Annotated in this window: 18 protein-coding genes and 1 tRNA gene; 4 read left to right on the plus strand and 15 right to left on the minus strand. The window is 68.3% G+C overall.

The genetic code is table 11. The features are described from left to right. Positions 1-4: 4 nt before the first annotated feature. The 5 genes from ACFWPX_RS10085 to ACFWPX_RS10105 form a co-directional block, all read right to left on the minus strand. The gene (locus tag ACFWPX_RS10085) at positions 5-1,477 is read right to left on the minus strand and encodes a peptidoglycan D,D-transpeptidase FtsI family protein (RefSeq protein WP_378915031.1); all 1,473 of its coding nucleotides are present in this window, start codon (positions 1,475-1,477) and stop codon (positions 5-7) included. Next, positions 1,474-2,946, minus strand: a complete 1,473-nt coding sequence (locus ACFWPX_RS10090) for an FtsW/RodA/SpoVE family cell cycle protein (protein ID WP_378927106.1) — start codon at positions 2,944-2,946, stop codon at positions 1,474-1,476. The genes ACFWPX_RS10085 and ACFWPX_RS10090 overlap by 4 nt, the downstream gene beginning before the upstream one ends. Beyond that, positions 2,946-4,397 (minus strand): PP2C family protein-serine/threonine phosphatase, encoded by a 1,452-nt coding sequence (locus tag ACFWPX_RS10095; RefSeq protein WP_378915027.1) that lies wholly within the window; start codon positions 4,395-4,397, stop codon positions 2,946-2,948. Before ACFWPX_RS10095 ends, ACFWPX_RS10090 begins: the two co-directional genes overlap by 1 nt. Continuing rightward, positions 4,394-4,870 carry an FHA domain-containing protein gene (locus ACFWPX_RS10100; RefSeq protein WP_266294852.1) on the minus strand — a complete coding sequence of 159 codons (477 nt, stop codon included), beginning with the start codon at positions 4,868-4,870 and terminating at the stop codon, positions 4,394-4,396. Before ACFWPX_RS10100 ends, ACFWPX_RS10095 begins: the two co-directional genes overlap by 4 nt. A gap of 168 nt (positions 4,871-5,038) precedes the next feature. Next, entirely contained in the window at positions 5,039-6,466 is a 1,428-nt protein-coding gene (locus ACFWPX_RS10105) for an FhaA domain-containing protein (protein WP_378915025.1), read from the minus strand. 218 nt (positions 6,467-6,684) lie between these two features. Here ACFWPX_RS10105 and ACFWPX_RS10110 point away from each other — a divergent pair. Beyond that, positions 6,685-6,767 (plus strand) — tRNA-Leu (locus ACFWPX_RS10110). A gap of 52 nt (positions 6,768-6,819) precedes the next feature. On the opposite strand, the gene ACFWPX_RS10115 is transcribed toward ACFWPX_RS10110, so the two are convergent. Genes ACFWPX_RS10115 through ACFWPX_RS10125 form a run of 3 tightly spaced genes read right to left on the minus strand, consistent with a single transcriptional unit; the run spans position 6,820 to position 8,877 of the window. Continuing rightward, entirely contained in the window at positions 6,820-7,356 is a 537-nt protein-coding gene (locus ACFWPX_RS10115) for a TetR/AcrR family transcriptional regulator (protein WP_378927107.1), read from the minus strand. After that, the gene (locus tag ACFWPX_RS10120; protein WP_378927108.1) at positions 7,353-8,195 is read right to left on the minus strand and encodes an alpha/beta fold hydrolase; all 843 of its coding nucleotides are present in this window, start codon (positions 8,193-8,195) and stop codon (positions 7,353-7,355) included. Before ACFWPX_RS10120 ends, ACFWPX_RS10115 begins: the two co-directional genes overlap by 4 nt. A 43-nt stretch (positions 8,196-8,238) precedes the next feature. Beyond that, on the minus strand, positions 8,239-8,877 hold the full coding sequence (locus ACFWPX_RS10125; protein WP_378927110.1) for a class I SAM-dependent methyltransferase: 639 nt from the start codon (positions 8,875-8,877) through the stop codon (positions 8,239-8,241). Positions 8,878-8,960: 83 nt separating this feature from the next. Between ACFWPX_RS10125 and ACFWPX_RS10130 the strand changes: the two genes are divergently transcribed. Beyond that, positions 8,961-10,394, plus strand: coding sequence for a hypothetical protein (locus ACFWPX_RS10130; protein WP_378927223.1), 1,434 nt, complete (start codon positions 8,961-8,963; stop codon positions 10,392-10,394). Positions 10,395-11,208: 814 nt separating this feature from the next. Here ACFWPX_RS10130 and ACFWPX_RS10135 read toward each other — a convergent pair. Further along, the gene (locus ACFWPX_RS10135; protein WP_378927111.1) at positions 11,209-12,243 is read right to left on the minus strand and encodes a stage II sporulation protein M; all 1,035 of its coding nucleotides are present in this window, start codon (positions 12,241-12,243) and stop codon (positions 11,209-11,211) included. A gap of 18 nt (positions 12,244-12,261) precedes the next feature. Here ACFWPX_RS10135 and ACFWPX_RS10140 point away from each other — a divergent pair, with 18 nt between their 5' ends. Next, positions 12,262-13,008 (plus strand): RDD family protein, encoded by a 747-nt coding sequence (locus tag ACFWPX_RS10140; protein WP_378927112.1) that lies wholly within the window; start codon positions 12,262-12,264, stop codon positions 13,006-13,008. A 179-nt stretch (positions 13,009-13,187) separates the two neighbouring features. On the opposite strand, the gene ACFWPX_RS10145 is transcribed toward ACFWPX_RS10140, so the two are convergent. The 6 genes from ACFWPX_RS10145 to ACFWPX_RS10170 all read right to left on the minus strand — a co-directional run bounded on the left by ACFWPX_RS10145 (position 13,188) and on the right by ACFWPX_RS10170 (position 19,863). Next, on the minus strand, positions 13,188-14,474 hold the full coding sequence (locus ACFWPX_RS10145) for a DUF58 domain-containing protein (RefSeq protein ID WP_378927113.1): 1,287 nt from the start codon (positions 14,472-14,474) through the stop codon (positions 13,188-13,190). 4 nt (positions 14,475-14,478) lie between these two features. Beyond that, positions 14,479-15,474, minus strand: coding sequence for an AAA family ATPase (locus ACFWPX_RS10150; protein WP_378915012.1), 996 nt, complete (start codon positions 15,472-15,474; stop codon positions 14,479-14,481). Beyond that, positions 15,471-16,496, minus strand: a complete 1,026-nt coding sequence (locus tag ACFWPX_RS10155) for a DUF4129 domain-containing protein (protein WP_378915010.1) — start codon at positions 16,494-16,496, stop codon at positions 15,471-15,473. The genes ACFWPX_RS10150 and ACFWPX_RS10155 overlap by 4 nt, the downstream gene beginning before the upstream one ends. Beyond that, positions 16,493-17,395, minus strand: coding sequence for a hypothetical protein (locus ACFWPX_RS10160; RefSeq protein ID WP_378927114.1), 903 nt, complete (start codon positions 17,393-17,395; stop codon positions 16,493-16,495). Before ACFWPX_RS10160 ends, ACFWPX_RS10155 begins: the two co-directional genes overlap by 4 nt. Positions 17,396-17,453: 58 nt before the next feature. Further along, complete coding sequence (locus tag ACFWPX_RS10165; RefSeq protein WP_378927115.1) at positions 17,454-19,067, minus strand: adenylate/guanylate cyclase domain-containing protein; 1,614 nt, start codon at positions 19,065-19,067, stop codon at positions 17,454-17,456. Between the two features lie 250 nt (positions 19,068-19,317). Further along, complete coding sequence (locus ACFWPX_RS10170; protein ID WP_378915004.1) at positions 19,318-19,863, minus strand: TetR/AcrR family transcriptional regulator; 546 nt, start codon at positions 19,861-19,863, stop codon at positions 19,318-19,320. 81 nt (positions 19,864-19,944) lie between these two features. On the opposite strand from ACFWPX_RS10170, the gene ACFWPX_RS10175 reads away from it, so the two are divergent. Continuing rightward, on the plus strand, positions 19,945-21,456 hold the full coding sequence (locus tag ACFWPX_RS10175; RefSeq protein ID WP_378927116.1) for an MFS transporter: 1,512 nt from the start codon (positions 19,945-19,947) through the stop codon (positions 21,454-21,456). Positions 21,457-21,468: the final 12 nt, after the last annotated feature.

Below are 21,468 nucleotides of genomic sequence, written 5' to 3' on the forward strand. Positions count from 1 at the left end.
TCGTTCAGCCCCCTGCCAGGCCCGCGTCCAGTACCGACCTGGCGATCGGCGCGGCTACCGAACCTCCGGTGGCCGCCAGCGCCCGATCGCCGCCGTTCTCGACGATCACCGCGATGGCGATCTTCGGGTTCTGCGCGGGCGCGAAGGCCATATACCAGGCGTGTGGCGGGGTGTTACGGGGATTACTGCCGTGTTCGGCGGTTCCGGTCTTGGACGCGATCTGGTACCGCGACCGCCCGCCGCCCGCGGTGTTGGCCTCCGAGGCGACCATCAGATCCGTCAGGGTCGACGCTACCTGGGGGCTCACCGCCTGCCCGATGCTGACCGGTTTGGTCTTGCTGAGCTCCGACAGATCGGGCGCTTGGGTCTGATCGACCAGATAGGGCTGCATCCTGGTGCCGCCGTTGGCGATGGTCGCGGCGATCACCGCGACATTGAGCGGTGTCATCGACACATCGCGCTGACCGATGCTCGACTGGCCGAGCGCGGCGTTGTCCGGGATCGGGCCAACGGTCGATTCAGCGACCGGGATCGGCACACCGGGCGGATCCTCGACTCCGATGCCGAACGCGGCGGCCTCGTCCTTGAGCTTGGCCGCGCCGACCTTCACGCCGAGTTCGACGAACGCGGTATTGCACGAACGCCGGAACGCTTCGTAGAGGCTGGCGGTCGGCTGGTCGCCGCAGGTGCTGCCGTTGTAGTTCTCCAGCGTGGTGCTCGTCCCGGGCAGGGTGATGTTGGGTGCCGCGGTGAACTGGTCGTTCGGACCGGCGACGCCGTTGGACAGCGCGGCCGCGGTGACGATGGTCTTGAACGTCGATCCCGGCGGATAGGTCTGCGAGACAGCGCGGTTGAGCATCGGCTGACTCGGGTCGGTGCTCAACCGCTCCCAGGCCGCCCGCCCCGCCGCGCCGTCGTGGCCCGACAGCTCGTTGGGGTCGTAGCTCGGCGTGGAGACCATGGTCAAGATCTTGCCGGTGCTCGGCTCGATCGCCACGACGGCGCCGGTGTAGCCCTTCGACGTCATCTGCTCGTAGGCGACCTGCTGCATCATCGGATTCAGCGTGGTGAGCACGTTCGCGCCGCGCGGATCGCGCCCGGAGAACATGTCGATGAGCCGCCGGCCGAACAGGCTCGAGTCATTGCCCGACAGCAGCGGATCCTCGGCCAGCTCGAGCCCGGTCTTGCCGTACTGCATCGAGTAGAAGCCGGTGACCGGCGCGTAGGCCGATGGGTCGGACGGGTATTGGCGCAGGTACTTGTACCGGTCGTCGGTGGCGACGGAGCCGGCGAGCACGGTGCCGCCCGCGGAGATCTGACCGCGCTGGCGCGAGTACTCGTCGAGCAGCACCCGCGAGTTGCGCGGATCGCTGCGCAGATCGTCGGCCTTGACCACCTGCAGGTAGGTCGCGTTCACGAGCAACGCCACCACCATCACCATGACGGCGACGGCGACGCGACGCAGAGGCGTGTTCATTCGCTCACCCTGCTTTCCGGCCTGCGGACCAGTTCCGTTGCGGCGTCGGCGATCGGGGCGGGCGCGCGCTTACGGGTCGGTGCCGGTGCGCGGGCCGCATCGGAGATCTTCATCAACAGCCCGAGCAGCGCGTAGTTCGCCAGCAGCGAAGAACCGCCATAGGAGATGAACGGCGTGGTCAGACCGGTGAGTGGAATCAGCTTGGTGACACCGCCGACGACCACGAAGATCTGGATCGCGATGGTGAAGGAAAGGCCCGCCGCGAGCAACTTGCCGAAGCTGTCACGCACGGCCAGCGCGGTGCGCAGCCCGCGGACAATGAAGATCAGGAACAGCATCAGCACCGCGGTGAGCCCGATCAGGCCGAGTTCCTCACCGATGGTGGTGACGATGAAATCGGTCTTGGCGAAGGGCACCTGCTGTGGCCTGCCACTGCCGAGGCCGGTACCCGCGAGCCCGCCGGTGGCGAAGCCGAACATCGACTGCGAGATCTGGTAACCGGTGTTGTGGTAGTCGTCGAACGGGTGCAGCCAGGTGTCGACGCGCACGCGCACATGCCCGAACAGCTGGTAGGCGAACACGAATCCGAGCGCGAGCAGCCCGCCGCCGATGATCAGCCAGCCCACCCGTTCGGTGGCGATGTAGATCATCACCAGCACCGTGCCGAAGATGAGCAGCGAAGTGCCGAGATCCTTTTCGAGCACGAGCACGCCGATGCAGACGACCCACACGATCAGGACCGGGCCCATATCGCGCGGCCGCGGGAACTCCATTCCGAGGAAGTGCTTGCCCGCCGCGGTGAACAGATCACGCTTGGCCACCAGCACGCCCGCGAAGAACACGATCAGCAGGATCTTCGCGAATTCACCTGGCTGCACACTGAATCCGGGCAGCCGGATCCAGATCTTGGCGCCGTTGACTTCGGAGAACCGGCTCGGCAACAGTGCCGGAATCGCCAGCGCGACCAGGCCGACCAGGCCTAGGGTGTAGGTGTAGCGCGCCAGCGTGCGGTAGTCCCGCAAGACGATGAGCAGGGTGATGAACACCACGATGCCCAGGCCGGTCCACATGATCTGCTGGTTGGCGTCGGGGGAGGGGATCGGCGTGGAGTCGTACGCCGCTTTCTGCGCGTCCGCGAGATCGAGCCGGTGGATCAGCACCAGCCCCAAACCGTTGAGCAGCGCCACAATCGGTAGTAGGAGCGGGTCGGCGAACGGCGCGAACCGGCGCACCGCGAGATGGGCGATTCCGAACAGCGCGAGGAACGCCACCCCGTACTTGGCGATGTCGGTGGTGATCGACTGTTCCTGGCTCGCCTCGACGATGAACAACGACACCGTCGTGATGCCCGCCGCACCCGCCAGCAGCAGCAACTCCTGGTTGCGTCGCGTCGACGGCGGCGGCGCCGGCGCGAATCCACCAGGGGGACTGGGGAACGCCCCAGCCGACGGCGGTGGCGGTGCGGACATCAGTCCGTCACCCGGCAGTTCTCCCCTGAGATCTGCGGGGTTGTCGGGGGGACGGTCGTTGTGGTCGGTGCCGGGGTGGTCGTGGTCGGTGTCGCGGGCTGGTCAGGGCCGGGAGTCGGCGCGCCACCGGGGATCACCGGGGACTGCTCGGGCGGCAGCACGCCGGGCTGTGGCACCGATTCCTTTTTCGGGCACGGCGGCAGGAGCTCGTTCTGCGCCAGCACCTTCATGCTGCCGCGCGCCTTGTCCAGCGAATCCGGCGGCAGGCCCTTCTGCACCTGGTCGCGCCCGGTCTGCTTCAGGTCACTGACCATCAGCGTCTTGCAACCACTCGGCGCGGACTTGCCCACCTCGACGAGAGTGAGCTCGCTCTTGCTGTTCACGCAGCCCTGCAGCTCCACATCGTGGATCGAGTAGCCGAGGATCGAACCGGGCAGGCCGCGCATCACGACCACCTTGTCGTTGTCGGCGCCCACGTAGTAGTTGCTGCGAATCATCTTGTAGCCCACCACGAGTCCGATGGCGACCGCCGCGATCAAGGCCAGCGACAACAGCAGCCAGCGCAGCTTGTGCGACTTCGTCTCCGGCGGCGGCGGTGCCGCGGCGGCCCTGCGCGGTTGCGCGCGCGGCGGACGCATGGCGGCGGCGCGCCCTGCCGCGGTGTTCGGCGGCGGGGAGTCTTCCTCCTCCTCGGTGGAGGCGGCGCCCGCGAGGATCGGGTGGCTCTGGCCGTAGTCGAGGTCGATCACATCGGCGACGACGACGGTCACATTGTCGGGACCACCGCTGCGCAGCGCCAGCTCGATGAGCCGGTCGGCGCACTCGTCGGTATTGCCCTCGCGCATGGTGTTGCCGATGGTCTCGTCGCTCACCACGTCCGAGAGTCCGTCGGAGCACAGCAGATAACGATCACCGGCGCGGGCTTCGCGCATGATCAGCGTCGGCTCGATCTCGTTGCCGGTGAGGGCACGCATGATCAGCGAACGCTGCGGGTGGGTGTGCGCCTGCTCGGCGGTGATCCGGCCCTCGTCGACCAGTGACTGCACGAACGTGTCGTCGCGGGTGATCTGAGCGAGTTCGCCGTCGCGCAGCAGGTAGGCCCGCGAGTCGCCGATATGGACAAGGCCGAGCTTGCGGCCCGCGAACAGGATGGCGGTGAGCGTGGTGCCCATGCCGTCGAGTTCGGGTTCGGCCTCGACGTGGTCGGCGATGGCGGCGTTGCCGGAATGCGTGGCGTGGTCGAGCTTTCCGAGGATGTCGTCGCCGGGCTCGTCGTCGTCGAGATGCGCCAGGGCGGCGATCATCAACTGGGAGGCCACTTCTCCGGCGGCGTGCCCACCCATGCCGTCGGCCAGCGCTAACAAGCGTGCGCCCGCGTAGACCGAATCTTCGTTGTTGCCCCGGACGAGTCCGCGGTCGCTTCGCGCTGTGTAGCGCAGAACAAGTGTCACGATCGCAGCTCGATCACTGTTTTGCCGACTCGCACCGGAGTGCCGAGCGGAACACGGACGGCGGTGGTGACTTTCGCGCGGTCGAGATATGTGCCATTGGTGGAACCGAGGTCTTCCACGTACCAGTCGTCACCACGCTGAGACAGTCGCGCGTGCCTGGTCGAGGCGTAGTCGTCGGTGAGTACCAGCGTGGAATCGTCGGCGCGTCCGATGAGGACCGGTTGCGTGCCGAGGGTGATTCGAGTGCCGGCGAGTGAACCGTGAGTCACCACTAGATACTTGGCGCCCTTCTGGCTTCGGCTGAAGGAGGGCAGACCGATGGACCCGCGACTACCGCGAGTTGCCCTCGGCTGTATCCGTATGCCGGATGCCGCGTAGATATCGCTGCGCAAGGTCCGCAGAACGGCCCAGACGAACAACCAGAGCAGCAGCAGGAACCCCGCGCGGGTCAATTGCAGGATCAATCCCTGCACGGCGTTCCACCTCCTGTTCGCCCGGGTACGTCGGTACGGCAGGTGCGGGGCGAACCACCCCCACCAGCGTGCTGGCTTGCGGGCCCCGAGGTCGGGACCGTGCGTGTAATGGCAGCATCATAGAGCCGACAGCGTCGACTCGTGACGTGCACCGCGCAGCTTACGGGATCAGACGATCCGGATCAGGATCTCGGAATGTCCGGCCCGGATGACGTCGCCATCGGCGAGCTGCCAATCCTGCACGGGTGAACCGTTGACCAGGGTTCCGTTGGTGGAACCCAGGTCGGAGAGCATGGCCGTCTGGCCGTCCCAGCGCACCTCGATATGGCGACGCGACACACCCGTGTCGGGCAGCCGGAAGTGGGCGTCCTGGCCGCGGCCGATGATGTTGGAACCCTCGCGCAGCGCGTAGGTGCGGCCGCTGCCGTCGTCTAGCTGGAGCGTGGCCGAGTAGCTCGACTGGGCGGCGGCGTAGCCCGCGCCCTGCTGCTGGCCGTAGCCCTGCTGGCCGTAACCGGCGGCGGGCTGGGCGTAGCCGCCCTGCTCCTCCTGGCCGTAGGCGGGCTCGGCGTAACCGGGCTGCGCGCCGTAACCCTGCTGGCCGTAGCCCTGCTGCTGCGGTTCGGCGTAGCCCTGCTGGCCGTAGCCACCCTGCTGGTCGTAGCCCGGCTCGGCGTAGCCCTGCTGGCCGTAACCGGCCTGCTGGCCGTAGCCCTGCTGCTGCGGTTCGGCGTAGCCCTGCTGGCCGTAGCCACCCTGCTGGTCGTAACCGGGCTCGGCGTAACCGGGCTGGCCGCCCTGCGCGCCGTAGCCACCCTGCTGGCTGTAGGCCTGCTGGCCGTACCCGCCCTGCTGGTCGTAACCGGGCTCGCCGTACGCGGGCTGGGCGCCGTAGCCACCCTGCTGACCGTAGCCCTGCTGCGCGGGCGCGGCGGGGTCGTAGCCGTTCTGGTAATCGCCACCCTGCTGGCCGTAGGCGTCGTTGTATCCGGGCTGCGCCTCGGGCGCGCCGTAGCCGCCACCGCGGCCGTAATCGTCAGCCGGGTAGGGAGCCCCTGGCGCGCCGGCGGGCGGCGGTGCGTACCCGCGGTTGCGTGGATCGGACTCCGCGGGCTCTCGGCTTGGCTCGTAGCCTGAGTTATGCGTCATGGGGCCAGCTCCTGGTTGCGGGTGTGCGGGTCGTTGTGGCGGTCCGGTGCGAGGTGGGGCCGTCCCGCGACCGGCGTCGGGGTCGACGCGGCCGCTCGCTCTGAACATTCCGGTGTGCAGCGTAGGTGATGCCTCGAACGCCACGTGTACTTCGCCGTAGGTCTGCCAGCCCTGCTCCCGGATGTAATCCTGCAGATGTTTGGCGAACGCTTTGGTCGTCAGGTCGTGATCGGCGTCGAGCTTGCCGTGATCGGTTTCGTTGATCGTGATCACGTAACTGTTCGGCGCGAGTCGATGCCCGCCCTCCAGATCCTGGATCTGATCTGCGGCTTCGCGCTGCAGCGCGGCCTCCACCTCTTGGGGAACCACACTGCCGCCGAACACTCTCGCGAACACGTCACCGACAGCGCCCTGCAAGCGACGTTCGAATCTCGACACGATGCCCATCACAGCCCTCCCTTCGGTGCGCGTGTTCGCCCGCCTCGACACGTGGTTACGGCGTGTCCGGACCCGACCACGTTCCTTGCATGATATCCACGATCCTCTACCTGGGTAACTCCCGGCGGCGCCCCCCGGTTCCCACGCTGGTTTCTACGGCATCGCCGCAGGTCAGGGAATCGATTTTATTTTCGCCCGCGGGGCATGTTAGATTTTTCCAGTCGCTCGGGCGAGTGGCGGAATGGCAGACGCGCTGGCTTCAGGTGCCAGTGTCCGTAAGGACGTGGGGGTTCAAGTCCCCCTTCGCCCACACAGACTAAAGGCTCGATCCTTCTGGATCGGGCCTTCAGTCGTTTTCGGGGTCAAGTCCGAGCAATGCGGAGCAGAGCTGCGCGCAGATCCGGTCGGGGGGATTGTGCGTCCAGCTCGAGTAGAGCGGTTTCGGCTATGGCAGCTACCAACAGGACGGCGACGGGTGCCGGGTCCGACCAGCCCATTGCCGTGAGGTCGGTGGTGAGCAGGGTGGCGGCGGCGGTGTTGCGGGCGCCCACCTCGGTGGCCAGGCCGGCGTCGGTTCTGGCTTGTACTAATAGGCCCTTTGTCGCCGGGGCGGCCAGGCAGCCGTCGAGGTAGGCGGTGATCCCGGTCGCGAGGCGTTCTTCGCCGGGGGGCAGGTCGGCGGTCGCCGTGCTGACCCGGTCGTCGAGATCGTCGTGGAAGGCACGGTGGAGGGCGAGTATGTAGGACTCCCGGCTCGGCCAGTGCTGGTAGAAGCTGCCCTTGGCCATCTTGGCCTCGGCCGCGATGGCATTGACCGAGAGCTTGCTCAGGTTCTCGGTGGCCAGTAGCTGCCTGCCCGCGTTCAACAGGGCGCGGCGCCCTGGCTCGGCGGATCTCATTGCCGCACCCCGGCGCAGGTGGTGAGAAACTCGCGCACGGCGTCGAGGAATAGGTCGGGGGCCTCGGCGAACGGTTCGTGCCGGGTCGCCAGCAGGGCGACCGGCGACTCGGGCAGGGCGCGGGCGATGCCGCGCCGGTTCACCAGCCAGGGATTGGTCGGGTCGTTGCGGCCCCAGACCACCTGGACGGGCAGGTCGGGGAGCAGCGGGGATGCGGCGGGTAGGTCGACGCGCGGGTCGTCCAGGCTCAGCCAGAGACGGCGGTACACAGCGAGCCGGACCGGATCGCCGGGTATCTCGCGGGCCCGCTCGAAGAGGGGACGAACACCATCGTTTCGCAGCGAACCCAGATACAGCCTCGCGTTCGCAACGACGAACCGCCGGGCTACCGAGGGGCGGGAGATGAGGTGGAACATGGCTCTGGTCAACAGGTTCCGCGGTGCGAACCCGGCCGACTGCACCAGCACCAGCCCGCGCACCAGATCCGGAGCGCGCTCGGCCAACCGGACTGCCGCGTAGCCGCCGACACTGTTGCCGATCACCGTGAGTGAACCGAAACCGCGCTGCGCCAGCGTCTTCGACACTTGCACGGCGACGTCACCGAGCGCGTCGACGGTGATCGCGTCCGGGTCGACGACCGTGGACGCGCCGTAGCCCGGCCAGTCGATCGCGGCGAGGGCCCACGTCTCGCCCAGCCTGGGGACGATCTGATCGAAGTCGCGATGGTCACCCGGATTCGCGTGCAGCAGAAGCAGTCCCGGCGCGTCAGCGGGCGAGCGGCCGCTCAGGTGCACGACCACCTCGCCATATCGTGTGGTGACGGTGATCGGTGTGCTCATGTACCGACGGTAGCCATGACCGACCGGTCGGTCAAGAGTCTGGTCAGGCCTTGCGGGCGATCAGCTGGTGGTGCGGAATCGGCGGGTTGGCCAGGGTGCGCTGCTCCACGGTCAGTCCTGCGGAGCTCAGCGCCGCCACCACATCGGCGACCGGACGCAAAGTGAATCCATAGGGCGTGAACGGCATGGTGGACATGGCTTCGGGGTCGCCGATGCCGATCACCGCGCTGCCGCCGGGGCGAAGCACGCGGGCGAGTTCGGTGCAGGCGGCCGGGAGGTCGTCGAGGAAGTAGATGGTGTTGACGGTGATCGCCGCGTGCACGCTCGCGTCGGGCAGCGGGAGCGCGGTGAGAGTGCCGTCGGCGAGCGCCAGGCGGCCCTCGGCGACCTCCATGGCGAAACGGCCACGGGCGCGGGCGAGCATGTCGGGGGACGGCTCGATGCCGTGCACCACACCGTCGGCACCGACGCGGGCCAGCAACAACTCGAGGCCGACCCCACCACCGAAGCCGATATCGGCGACCGTCGCCCCTGCGGGCGGCGCCGCGGCGTCGACGGCAGCCGCGATGGCACGCTTGTTCCCGCGATTGAGCACGAATGCCACGCCCTTACCGAGCACACCGTGCGGATTGCCGAGCTGCCCGGCGATTGTCGTGAGCAAGCGATCTTTGACCCCGGTCATGCCGCCATCGTAGGCGGCATCGGATCGCCGCCGGTGCCGCAAGATGATCCGAATGCTTTTGCCCGGCCTCGAATTGGGGTTCTATACAGACCGTGCCGTCTGCAACCCGCCGCCGCTTCATCGCCCGCGCCGCCGCCTTGGTCCTCGTCTCGGCGGGTGCCTGGTCGGGTTCGGCGTCGGCGGACCAGCCGCCGGTGACCGGTCCGCTGGCGGCTAATCCCTACCTCGGTCCGCTCGGGACGGCGACCATGCACGGGGACGCGGGGTCCTCGGATGTGACTCCGCTGGCCGGGCCTGCCGCCGGGGCCGGTGTCACGGTGTATCCGCTCGGGGCGGCATGCCCGACGCTGCTCGAAGGCGCGGACGGGTTGGTGGTCGGGTTGTGCACCGCCATCGCGGGGCAGACGCCGACGGTGTTCCTGTTCGACTCGGGTGCGTCGGGGCCGATCGGTGGGGCGCTCGCTTCGTTGCCGTTGACCAAGGGGAGCTTGCTCGGCGGGGTGTATGCCTACCTCGACAACGAGGATCGGCTGGTGGTCGTCGACGGTGGGCGACGGCTGCTGCGGGTCGCTCATGTTCGGGGTGACGACGGTGCGTGGCGATTGACCGCCGCCGTGCAGGCGGATCTGAGCAGCTCGATTCCGCAGGGCGACAACGTGACCGGACTCGTCCCCGATTGGACCGGCAACGTCTGGTTCGCGACCGGACACGGGGTGGTCGGGTTCGTCGGACCGGACGGGCGGGTGGGGACGGTGGCGCTGCCGTCGGGGGAACTGGTGGCCAACAGCATTTCGTCGGCGCCCAATGGTGGTGTGGCCGTGGCGAGTACGCATGCGCTCTACGAGTTGCACGCGAAAGCCGGTGAGCCCGAGATTCGTTGGCGATCTGCCTACGATCGTGGTTCCGCGCGGAAACCGGGTCAGCTCAGCTGGGGCACCGGCTCGACGCCGACGTACTTCGGGCCGGTGCGCGGCGACGAATATCTCGCCATCGTCGACAACGCCGACGACCAGGTGCGGCTCATCGTGGCGCGCTCCGGTTCGGGTGAGCAGGTCTGCTCCGTCCCGGTTCCAGTCGGCGGCAGCGAGAATTCGCCGATCGCGGTCGGTTCGTCGGTCTTCGTCGCGAGTACCTACGGCTATCCGTATCCCACCGTTCCGGAGGGCGCGGGCCCGGCTGTGCCCGCGAGCGCGCCGTTTCGCGGCGGTCTGAGCCGGGTCGACCTCACCGCCGAGGGATGTGTCCCGGTGTGGGACAGCCGGGTACGCAGCGCGGCCGTCCCACGGCTGTCTCTCGCCGATGGTGGCATCCACACTCTGCGCCGTGTCGGACCCGATGTGACAACCCCCCTCGACGGATTCGACTATGTCGTTATCGACCCGGCGACGGGTGCCGTACGCGCCTCGACTCCGCTGCCGGGCACGGTCGCCGAGGACCCGCTGCAGATGGCCGCGCTCATCACCCGCGGGGGCGCGCTGTGGCAGGGAACGATCTCGGGGGTCGTCCGAATCGGCTGAGGCCGCCTCGCCCGCGCAAACCCGACCTCGCGCCTGTTTCAGCTGCCTGACGACTTATCTCAGCGTTGGCGATATCGACGCGCCCTCCGACCGTTCGCCGGGTTTCACTTGCCCGCACAGGCGGTCGGATACTCCTGATCCCCGCAGGTGAGGCGAAGGTCACACTGCCAGTGCAACCTTGTATTCCGGATGTTCTTCTGCTGATTTCTGACTGTTCGGCGGACCGTTCGCAACCAGTCGTCCGTCCAGTTAGAGCCGATGAATTCGGTGTTTCACTGCGATTGCTGAGCGTGTGTCTTGTTTGCAGACTAGTTAACAAACTTGAAGTCTCTTTTCCCGTTTCAAGTAGTCGGCAACCGTAATTCCGTTGCCGAAACCCCAGGTGACAGCTATGCGGAGGGCTCAGTGTGATCGGGGGCAACCTTGCCCGAAATTCGCGCGCGGGTGCCATCGAGGATGCGTGACTCGTAATCGAAGGTTTGCCCGGGGTGAATTCTCGGTGCCGCCGACTGCTCGATGAAGGGGGCGCCGGAAGTTTGCTGCGGGTGTGAAAAACAGTGCGTCCACAGGCCTTTGCAGGTTCGCAATTCCTACCCCGGACCTGCGCGTTGGGGGTTGCATGGGCATAACGATTGTGTACAGTTGACGGTAACGCTGGCCGCAGTTCGAGCCCGACTCGCTGCGGCCAGCGGAACTCAAATGGGGGAGTTCGTCACCGTCTCTTAACCTTCCGTAGCTGCCGATTGTCCGGTGCTGTCCCCGGCGCGGTGTGCTCGGAGTTGTCGGCCTCACAGATGTACGTGCAGATGCGAGCTCACGCCCGGTCGAGAACCTTCGCCGGCGCCATCAGCCACCGATCGGCCGGATCCGCCGAGACAACCGGTCCCGCCGCCTCGGCGTCCTGCTCCTCGGCCACCCGCCTGCCGATCCCGAAGACGTAGTACAGGAACAGCGCCTCGGCGGTGAACCCCAGCGCGATCCGCACGGGTGCGGGCAGCGGGCTCGGCGTCACGAAACCCTCCAGCAGCCCACACACCAGCAGCACGCACACCAGCCCGAGCGCCACCGTCGCGGTCGCACGCCCCTGCCTGGCCATCGCGGCCGCCCTGCTGCGCCGTCCCGGGTCGACCAGCGTCCACCCGAGCTTCAACCCCACCCCGCCGGCCACGAACAGCGCGGTGAGCTCCAGGGTGCCGTGCGGCAGGATGAAGCCGAAGAACGAATCCAGCCGCCCCGCCTCGGCCATCAATCCACCGGTTATCCCCAGATTCAGCGCGTTCATGAACAATGCGTACACAGCCGGGAGGATCAGTACACCGGTGAACAACGCGATCGCCGACACCAGCGAATTGTGTGTCCACACCTTCGCGGCGAAGGCCTCGTTGGGGTGCTCGGAGTAGTACGACTCGAACGAACCCCCAGGTCCGGTGACATCTGACAGGTCGCCCTCTGGTATCCCCAGCGCATCGCGGGCCGCAGCCGAACGATCCACAAGCACGCCGATCACGCCCGCGACAGCGAGAAAGACCGCGGTTGTCCCCAGCCACCACGGCCAGGCTCTGTACACAGCCGAGGGAAAGTGCCGGGTGAAGAACCGGCCGACTTCGCGCCACGGCTGCGACCGCGCCGCGAGCACCCGCCCGCGTGCGCGCGCCAGCAGCGCGCTGAGCCGGTCGACGAGTTCCGGATCCGGATGGTGCGCCTGCAATCTCGCCAGCTGCTGCGAGGTGGACCGATACAACCGGACCAGCTCATCGGCCTCCGCGCCGGACAGCTTGCGCTGGCGAACCAGCTGATCCAGCCGATACCACGACCGTTGATTCGCCCAGCTGTAGGCATCGGTGTCCATATCGGGAATGCTAGCCACATGGCTGAATTCACCACCGGCGAAGCGGTAGCGCTCGAACTACCGATCGCGCGCATCCCCAGCCGTGCGGGCGCTTTTCTGCTCGACCTGATGCTCCAGCTCGCCCTCGCCGCGACGCTGCAATACATCATGATGCTCGTGCTGCTGGCCACCGACGCCGATTCCGCCTGGTTCTCGGTGACCGCGGTCGTCACGGTGGTGACCGTGCTGATCGCCTACCCGGTGTGCAGCGAAACCGTCTCGCGCGGGCGGTCACTGGGCAAGCTGGCGTTCGGCTTGCGCGTTGTGCGGGCCGACGCCGGGCCGATCGACTTCCGGCACGCGCTCACCCGCGGCCTCGCGGGCGCGATTGTGGATTTCTGGATGCTCGGCGCGTTCGGCGCGGTGGCCGTTGTCACGTCGCTGTGTTCGCGCGATGGCAAGCGGGTGGGCGACGTGCTCGCCGGAACGGTAGTTGTGCACACCCGTCAGACCATGCCGATGCCGTCGCTGGCCGTCGCGCCGCCGTGGTTGACAGGCTGGTCGGCGCAGCTGGATCCGAGCGGGATCTCCGACGAACTGGCCGGGGCGGCCCGCCGGTATCTGACCAGGCTGCCGATGCTCACGCCGCCCACACAGCACTATCTGGGCACTCAGCTCGTCGAGGCCATGTGTGCGGCGCTGCGCTGCCCGGTGCCTGTCGGCTACCCGCCGTATCACGTGCTCGGCGCGATTCTCGCTCGGCGACAGCAGCTTTCGCTGAGGTAGATGCACAGGCTGTGGATGAATCAGCTGTGCACGAATCAGGTTGTGCGCGAACCTACCTGTGCACAACCCAGCCTGTGGATGAATCTGTTGGCGAGTCGGTGGATGACCTGTGAGTACTGGTGGAAACTGCGGTTATCCACAACCATGTGCGGTTGTGCACAATTCGCGATGCCCACAGATCACAGCGAGCCGGACTGCTTGAGTTCGAGGTATTCGTCGGCCAGCGCCTCGGGCAGGTGATCGGGGGCCGCGGCCACCACGGCCACCCCGCGCCGCCGCAGTGATTCCTGCACGAGAGCGCGTTCGGCCAGCACGGTTTCGGCGGCGGCCGCGGTGTAGACCGCCGAGCGATCACCCGCCGCCGCGGCGATATCGGGATCGGTGACGGAGACGATCAGCACCCGGTGACGGCGCGTGAGCGTGGGTAGCGCGGGCAACAGGTGCTCGGTGACGGTCGGCCCGTCGAGACTGGTGAACCACACGATCAGCGCCCGCCTGCGAACCCGCGAGATCACGGTGCGGACCAGCCCGTCGGTGTCGGTGTCCACCAGCTGTGGAGTAACCCCCGCAAGGGTGTGCATAAGTTTCAGCGGCAGCTGATTGCCGCCCGCACCACTCACTTCCGCGCGCACTCTGCGGTCGTAGGCCAGCAGATCGACCGTATCGCCCGCGGCCGCGGCCAGCCCGCCGAGCAGCAGCGCCGCTTCGATCGCACTGTCGAGCCGGGTCCCCTCGCCGACCCGGCCCGCACTGGCCCGCCCGGTATCGAGGACCATCAGCATGTGCCGGTTGCGTTCGGGCCGCCAGGTCCGCACCAGCACGTCATTGGCGCGCGCGGTGGCCCGCCAGTCGATACTGCGCACGTCATCGCCCGCCACGTACTCGCGGAACGAATCGAACTCGGTGCCCTGCCCGCGCGTATTGGCGACATTGCGGCCCTCGAGATGATGCAGCCGCTTCACCTTCGAACGCAGCAGTCGCTCACTGCGGAACGCGGGCAGCGCGCGCACCCTGGCAGGCACATCGACCCGGCTCTGCCGTCCCGCCAGACCCAGGGGTCCGAGCAGCCGGACCGTCACCGGGCCCGCGACCCGATCACCGCGATAGGTGGGAGTCAGATTGGTGCGCAAACGGATTCGGGTGTGTGGGGCAAGATCCAGGTGCTGTTCGCGGATTTCGGCACGCGCGCTGTCGGGCCAGGCGTCCCACAGCATGCCGCGCACGGTGGCCGTGCCGGTATTGGTGACCACCAGCTCCACCTCGGTGCCGCGACCGAGCCGCACCACGGTCAACGGATCGCGGGTCAGCGACAGCGAATCCGCTCGCGCGGCCAACGCGGTATCGGTGAGCAGCAGCGCCACCAGCACCGCACACGCGCCGAGCACCCCGACCCCGGTCGGCACCACGAACATCACCACCGCCGCCGCGATCGTGGCGAGCAGCGCGAATCGGCCTGTGACCACCACGTCGCTAGACCGGAACCGGCACCGAGACCAGCAGCGACGAGAGCACACCCTCGGTGCTCACCCCGTCCAGCTCGGCCTCCGGACGCAACTGCAGTCGATGCCGCAGTACCGCCATCGCCACCGTTTTCACGTCATCGGGCGTCACGTAGGTGCGGCCGTTGAGCCAAGCGAAGGCGCGGGCGGCGGCCAGCAGCGCGGTCGCACCGCGGGTGGACGCGCCGTGTGCGACGGCGGGGGAGGAGCGGGTGGCACGGCACAGATCGACGATGTAGGCCAGCACCTCCGGGCTCACCGCCACCGCGCCCACCGCGGCGCGCGCGGCCGCGATGTGCTCGGGCCCGGCGACCGGCCGCAGTCCGGCGGCGCCGAGATCGCGCGGATCGAAGCCGCTCGCATGCCGTTGCAGGATGCGGAACTCGTCGTCGCGCTCGGGCAGCCGGATGTCGACCTTGAACAGGAACCGGTCGAGCTGCGCCTCGGGCAGCGGATAGGTGCCCTCCTGCTCGATCGGGTTCTGGGTGGCCACCACCACGAACGGATCGGGCAGCGGACGCGGCTGACCGTCCACCGAAACCTGGCGCTCCTCCATCGATTCCAGCAGCGAGGACTGGGTTTTCGGTGGGGTGCGGTTGATTTCGTCGGCCAGCAGCAGATTGGTGAAGACCGGGCCCTTGCGGAAGGTGAACTCGGCCGAATGCGGGTCGTAGATCTGGGATCCGGTGACATCGCCCGGCATCAGGTCGGGAGTGAACTGCACGCGCGCGTGCTCGAGTGCCAGCGAGGTGGCCAGCGCGCGCACCAGCAGCGTCTTCGCCACGCCCGGAACACCTTCCAGCAGTACGTGGCCGCGGCACAGCAGTGCCAGCACCAGGTACAGCACGGCCTGGTCGTTGCCGACCACCGCCTTGCCGATCTCGGTGCGCAGCGCGGCCAGTGCGGCCGCGGCTTCCTGTGCGCTCGGCGTCTCGAGCAGAACAGCGTCCTTGGAGATATTTGTCATCCGAGCTCCGTCTCGATCCATTCGAGGTGTGCGGCAATGTAATTGAGGGTTGTCTCGTCCGGCACGTCACCGAACAGGACCGTGCCGATCTGCTGCGCGGGGACGCCGAGGCGGCTCGACACGGCGTCGACGAGTTGATCGTTGGTGAGCTCGCCGCCCAGCCGCGGCTTGATCCGGCGCAGCGTCGCGGCGCGCAAGATGTGCGCCACGTGTGCCACGTCGCCGGAGCGGCGGTACAGCCCCGCCTGGCCCGCGAGCAGCTCGTTCGCGGCGACTTCGACCGGGCGCGGCTCGCCGACCAGTGCGCCACGCCTGCGCGCGCGCCACCAGATCAGCGCGGCGAAGGCGAGCAGGAATTGCAGGCCGCCGAACGCCAGCCAGCCGGGTAGGCGGGTGAAGATCGAGTCCTTGCCGCTGCCGAAATCGAGGTCGCTGTCGTCGCGCGGGCGGTCGGGTGGATCCGGCGGGTCGGGTAGGTCGGGGGTGTCGGGCGCATCGGGGGCGCCGCACGACTGCATGGTGGCGTAGAGCAGCAGCGCGATGGCGAGGCAGGCGGCGAGCGTCGCCCAGAAGCGGGGGCTGCGCAAGATCCCGGGCAGCGGCGGAAGTTTCCTGCGCTGCTTGGGTTCGCGTTCGACGACCTCGATCTCGAGCGGGTCGGGTACGGGCGGTGGTGCTGATTGGGAGTACCGGTCGGCGTATTCGAGGCGGCGGTACTCGTCCTCGGTGGCCGCGCGACCGCCGTAGACGACTTCGTCGAAACTCCGTGCCGCCGGATGCAATTCGGTGGATTGCTCCAGCGGGAGTGCGGTGGTCGCGTCGTCGGCGGTCTCCTGCGCCGTGCGCGAGCGGCGCACCGGCAAGCTGCCGTCCTGTTCGAGTCCGCGCAGGACGGCGCGGAAGCGTTCGCGCAGCGCGCGGTCGTAATCGCGTCGGCCGGCGGCGTTCTCGGCGGCGGCGCGGTGCTCGGCGGCGGCACCGAGGCGAGGCCGGGGTGGGACCCCATCGGGGGAGTCGGTCACCGGCGATCACCGGGGATTCTGATGTCCATACCTTCCCGGACACACCGCCTGCTGATGTAGCAGAGCACGCGGCTGGTCGCCTCGACGATCTCGCTCACCGTCACCACCAGCAGAAATCCGCCGACGAGCAGTGTGATGACGGCCCAGCGGTGGGTGCCGGAGAAGTCGGAGAGGAAGAACGGAATACCGAACGCGGGCACCGCGAGTACGGCGAAGATGCACCGCTGGGTGAGCCACAGACCCCCGGTCGACCACACGGCACCGTGCATGAGTTCCTTCGAACGGGCTACGCCCACACCGAAACCCGCGTGCTCGGCGATGATCACCGGTTCGGCGACGAACCGGCGTGACCGCACATGCGAGAGCCAGATCAGCGCGAGCGGATAGGTGATCACCAGAATGCTGCCAAGCAGCAGCACCCCGATGCCGGTGAGCGTGAACATGATCTGTGCCATCACCAGCGGCATCGCGCGCCGGGCCGCGGCCCGCAATCCGTCGAGCACGCCGTACCGCACCCCGTGGAAATCGGCGAGCGCGATGGCGACGGTCGCACCGCGCAGGACCAGGCGCACCAGCCACACCGCCGCCGCGGTCGCCAGGATCGCCGCCCACGCCGTGCCCGCGTCGGAGCCGTCGGTGAGGTGGGAGACCAGGCCGGTGAGCCCGAGCACGACGAGCACCGCGAGCACCAGCGCACTGCCGCCGAGCACCGCGAAAGCCCGGAGATGGGCCTGGATCAGGGCGAACGGCTCATCGAGCAGTTCGCGGAAACGCAAGGGGCGGATCGGCACCGTAGGCGGCATCGGCGGCACCGGCGCAGGCACCGGCGCCGGATCGACTCCCGCCCCGACGGCGCCAACCGTTTCGACGGCGGGACGCACGCCGCCGAGTGTAGTCATTCCCACCCGAACCGCCCGGTCGATGCGTCGCCCGGTCCCGGTACGACCTGATGCGTCCCTACCGAACCTCGGCGGACCCGCGCCCCGCGGACGCGGTGCCGTCAGCCGGCTCGGACAGCCTCGGCAGCGCCACATGCGTCGGCTGCAAACGCCCACGCAGCGTGACCTTCTCGCCCAGAATCCAGTGCGCGGATTCGGAGTCGGCAGCCGCGGCAACCGTAGTCGCCGAGGTGAGCAAGCGTTCGTCGTGCTGCTTGGACAGCTCACACAGCCGGGCGGCCTCGTTCACCGCATCGCCGATCACCGTGAATTCGTACCGATTGTGCGTGCCCACATTGCCCGCGACCACTCGCCCCGCCGCCACACCGATACCCGCGTCGAGATCGGAGGCATCGCGCAGTCGACGCTGGATCGCCCGGCCGCACGACAGCGCCGAACCCGCCAGGTCGTCGAGGGGAGCCGGGGTGCCGAACACGGCCAGCGCCGCGTCGCCCTCGAACTTGTTGAGCAGCCCACCGTGGCGCTCCACCTCGTCGACGACGATGTCGAAGAACCGGTTGAGGATGCCGACGATCTCGGGCGCGGGCAGGGTGGCCGCCATCGTGGTCGAGCCGATGATGTCGATGAACAGGGCAGCGGCCTCGGTTTCGGTGCCGCCGAGCACCGGCTGGGACGCGATCGCCGCCATCGCGACATCGTGGCCGACGTGCTTGCCGAACAGGTCCTCGATCATCGCCCGCTCACGCAGCCCGTGCGCCATCCGATTGAAACCGCTTTGCAGTTCGCCCAGCTCGGTGCCGTCGTAGAGGGTGATCTCGGCGTCGAGGTCACCGTTCTCGACGCGGCGCAGTGCTTGGCGGACACCCTTGATCGGGGCCACCGTCGCGGCGACGACCTGGGCCATCAGGATCAACCCGAACACCAGCGCGGAGCCGCCGAGGCTGAGCACGCACACCGCGAGTCTGGCCTTGCTCACCGCGGGGTCGGCCAGCGCCCAGATCGCGACCGTCATGGTCAGCGCCACCGGCACCCCGACACCGACCAGCCACGACAGCATCGTCCGGCCGAACACCCCGATGCCGCGGCGGCGTTGCGGGTCGGCGGCCAGCACACGCGCGGTCACCGGGCGCAGCGCGAATTCGATGATCAGATAGCTGTTGGCGCACACGACGATCGCCGCGGCGCCGATGGCGAGGATGACCTTGGGGATCAGCGCGGGCTCGAGCACGCCGTAGACGATGGTGAGCACGGTCAACGTCAACGTCCACAGCACGGCCTGCTGCAGCACCATCCAGCGTGGCGCCGACACGGTGACCCGCTGTTCGGCCGGGTTCGGCACGTGCTCGGGGTCGGTGGCCCAGCCCATGGACCGCAGGCCCGCCACCGTGCCCCACACGCCGCCGCCCGCCAGCGCGAGTGCGGCGCACAGTGGCGTGAATACGCTGTTGACCAGCAGCAATTCGCGGGTGAACACGGTCGGTCCCGGCAGGACGAAGCCGGCCAGCACCACCACCATCGTGATGCCGATCAGGTTCGCGATGAGCAGCGGAATGGTGAGCAGCAACTGCACCCGAACGCGGCGGATCGTCGATTTCTCGTCGACCGGCCCGAGCAGCGGTGAGCCCCACGGCGCTGATCTTGCCGCGCCCGCAGGTCCCTCGCGGTTGATCACATCCGAACTGTAAACCGATAGAGCCGAATCGGCCACAGAGTCGCTCAGGTCACGTTGTGAGTCAGGTTGCTATACCAACTGGTCGCAGCCGTTTTTGTGACGCTGCACCGGCCGGCGGGCCGTGGTGTTGTCCACAGCATGTTCGGTGTACAAACGTCCACTCAATGTGTCGCGGGCGAGCGTCGCGGACCGGCGAGCAGGTGGGTGTCGTCGATGGCTCGGCGGTGCACTCGTCCACTGAAATGTGGCGTCAGTGTTCCAGCAGCCGGTCGACGACCGCGCGGTAGCGCGCGGGTTCGATCGGCGGCAGGCCGAGCAGGGCGCGCAGGTAGACCCCGTCGCCGACCAGGCGGATCGTGTCGGCGCGGACGGGATCGTGTACCTCCGTCTCGAGGTCGTCCGACCAGGCCGCCATCGCCGCGCCCAGTGCGCGCTGCACCTCGTCGGGTTCGCTGCTCGCCGAGGCGTCGATGGTGCGCATGGTCGCCAGTAGCGAGCGGTAGAGGGCCAGCTCGACGACGTCGTCGGGCACGGTGGGGTCGGGCGTCTGCAGGTACCACTCGGCGATCGAAGTCCCGCTCGCCCTTGCTTCGTCGAGCTGGGTGCGCACGCGCTCGCCCAGCCGGTGGACCAGCCCGACGAGCAGGGCGTCCTTGCTCTTGAAGTGATAGAGCAGCCCGCCTTTGGACACGCCCGCCGCCGCGGCGACGTTGTCGAGGGTCATCTGGGCCGCGCCGCGTTCGAGCAGCAGGGTTTCCAGGGCGTCGAGGATGCGATCGCGGGTGCCGGGGCTCACGGCAATCACTGTACCGTCTGGACGGTTTCTCTGCTACTGTACCGGCTGGACGGTTTACCAAACCCGAAAGTCGAGAGACCGATGAACACCCCCACCGCACTCAGCCCGCCGCGCGCCACCCCGCGTGAGTGGGCGGGCCTGGGCGTACTCGCCCTAGCCCTGCTGCTGCTCGCCGTCGACGCGACCGTGCTCGACCTGGCCGTGCCCGCGATCAGCGCCGACCTCGCCCCGAGCACCCCGCAGCTGCTCTGGATCATCGACGTGTACTCGTTCGTGCTCGCCGGCCTGCTGGTGGTGATGGGCAATCTCGGCGACCGGATCGGCAGGCGCAGGCTGCTGCTCATCGGCGCCGTCGGTTTCGGCATAGCCTCGGCGCTGGCCGCCTGGGCGGTTTCGCCGGAAATGCTGATCGCGGCACGCGTCTTGCAGGGCGTGGCCGGTGCCACGCTGATGCCCGCCACGCTGGGGCTGATCCGATCGATGTTCCAGGACGCGCGTCAGCGCACCGTGGCGATCGGTGTGTGGAGTGCGATGGCCGGTGGTGGCGCCGCGGCCGGTCCGCTGGTCGGCGGCTGGCTGCTCGAACACTTCTGGTGGGGCTCGGTGTTCCTGGTGAACCTGCCGGTGATGCTGGTGCTGCTGGCACTGGCCCCGCTGCTCATCCCCGAATCACGTGACCCGAACCCCGGCCGGTTCGACGCGCTCAGCGCGCTGCTGTCCATGCTGGCGCTGGTCCCGGTGGTCTACGCGGTGAAGGAAACCGCCGCGCACGGTCCGGCGGTGGGCGCGCTGCTGACCGGCCTGGTCGGTGTGGTCTCGGCCGTGTTGTTCGTGCGCAGGCAGCGTCGCCTGCCCGATCCGATGCTCGACCTGCGGCTGTTCGAGTTGCCGAGGTTCCGGGTCGCGGTGTTCACCAATCTGCTCGCGGTGTTCGCACTGGCAGGCGTGCTGTTCTTCGGCTCGCAGTATCTACAGCTGGTTCTCGGGCGCACGCCCTTGCAGGCGGGTCTGTTGATGCTGCCCGGACTCGCGGCGAGCGTGCTCGGCTCGCTGGCGGCGGCCTGGCTCGTGCGGCGCTGGCGCGCGACGATGGTGCTGGCCGGTGCGCTGATCATCACGGCGATGGGCTCGGCGGCCTTTCTCGCGGTCGACGCGGTGACCGGTGCCGAGGCATTCGTGCTCGGTTTCGTCGGCATCGGCCTCGGCGCGGGTGTGGCCATGACCGTGGCCGCCGACCTGGTCGTCGGATCGGCGCCGGAGGAACGTGCCGGTGCGGCCGCGGCGATCTCGGAGACCGCCTACGAGACGGGTCTCGCGCTCGGCGTCGCCCTGCTCGGGAGCACCGTGATGGCGATCTTCCGGCGTGGCCTCGACCTGTCCCTGCTGCCCGATGACGCGGTGGCCGCGGCATCGGGTTCACTCAGTGGCGCGGTCGAGGTGGCTGGTGAGCTGCCCGCCGCGGTGGCGCAGGAGTTCCTGTCCTCGGCGAATCAGGCGTTCGTCAGCGGTATTCACCTGACGGTGCTCGGCATCGTCGCGGTCCTATTGTTCGCGGCGTACAGCGCGCTGCGAACGAAGAGCACGTTGAGCTGATCGGCCCTGGTG

This window comes from Nocardia sp. NPDC058518 (assembly GCF_042719655.1).
Taxonomy (GTDB): Bacteria; Actinomycetota; Actinomycetes; order Mycobacteriales; family Mycobacteriaceae; genus Nocardia.